Raw genomic sequence first — 620 nt, 5'->3', positions numbered from 1 at the left:
GAGGAAGAGGAAGAGGGGGAGAAGAGAAAGGAGGGAAAAAGGAAGGAGAGAGGAGGAAGGAGAAGAGAGGGGGGAGAGGAAGGAAAGGAAAGAGAAGAGGGGAGAGGAGGGGAAGGAAAGGGCAGTTTTATTTAATTGATTTTCTTAACCAACATTGCATTCTAACCTTCATGGTATAATGTGGGAAATCGGGAGGTGGGAATAAGGCATTGAAAAATAATTGTGCTATTGAATTGATACATGATACCGTACGGAATTTTATAAATCATAACGCTGAAGTTTTAAGCATTGAAAGCAAACCAATCAATATGGGGTTGCAGGCAGTTGAGCTAAGTCGCCATAATGTGCAAATTAAAATAAATGGGGACGCGGAAAGGCTGTCTCTTATCACCAAAAGAGCAACCAGAATAGAACGGCAAGTCTTATTAAGGCTCTACTCACAAAAAGCAAACGTACCTTTTTCTTTATCGTACGCTTCTGAGGAAAAAGAGCGTTCGCCGGTCTGCATTCAAGATGTTGACTTTCAAACAGATTATACAAATTTAAATATTAATAGGCTTCAGAAGAAGGAACCAAAGGCATTGGCTCACATTCACATCTCTAACTATGGACAAAGAAAA

Annotated in this window: 1 protein-coding gene; it reads left to right on the top strand. The window is 40.3% G+C overall.

Going from position 1 to position 620, the window contains the following annotated elements; all coding sequences use genetic code 11:
* Positions 1-209 precede the first annotated feature (209 nt).
* A partial coding sequence (locus ABES02_RS29985; protein ID WP_430141751.1) for a hypothetical protein occupies positions 210-620 on the top strand: 411 nt, incomplete at its 3' end.

The sequence above is a fragment of the Neobacillus pocheonensis genome, from assembly GCF_050477905.1.
Taxonomy (GTDB): Bacteria; Bacillota; Bacilli; order Bacillales; family Cytobacillaceae; genus Neobacillus; species Neobacillus pocheonensis_A.
This window is presented reverse-complemented; position numbering and strand designations above follow the sequence as displayed.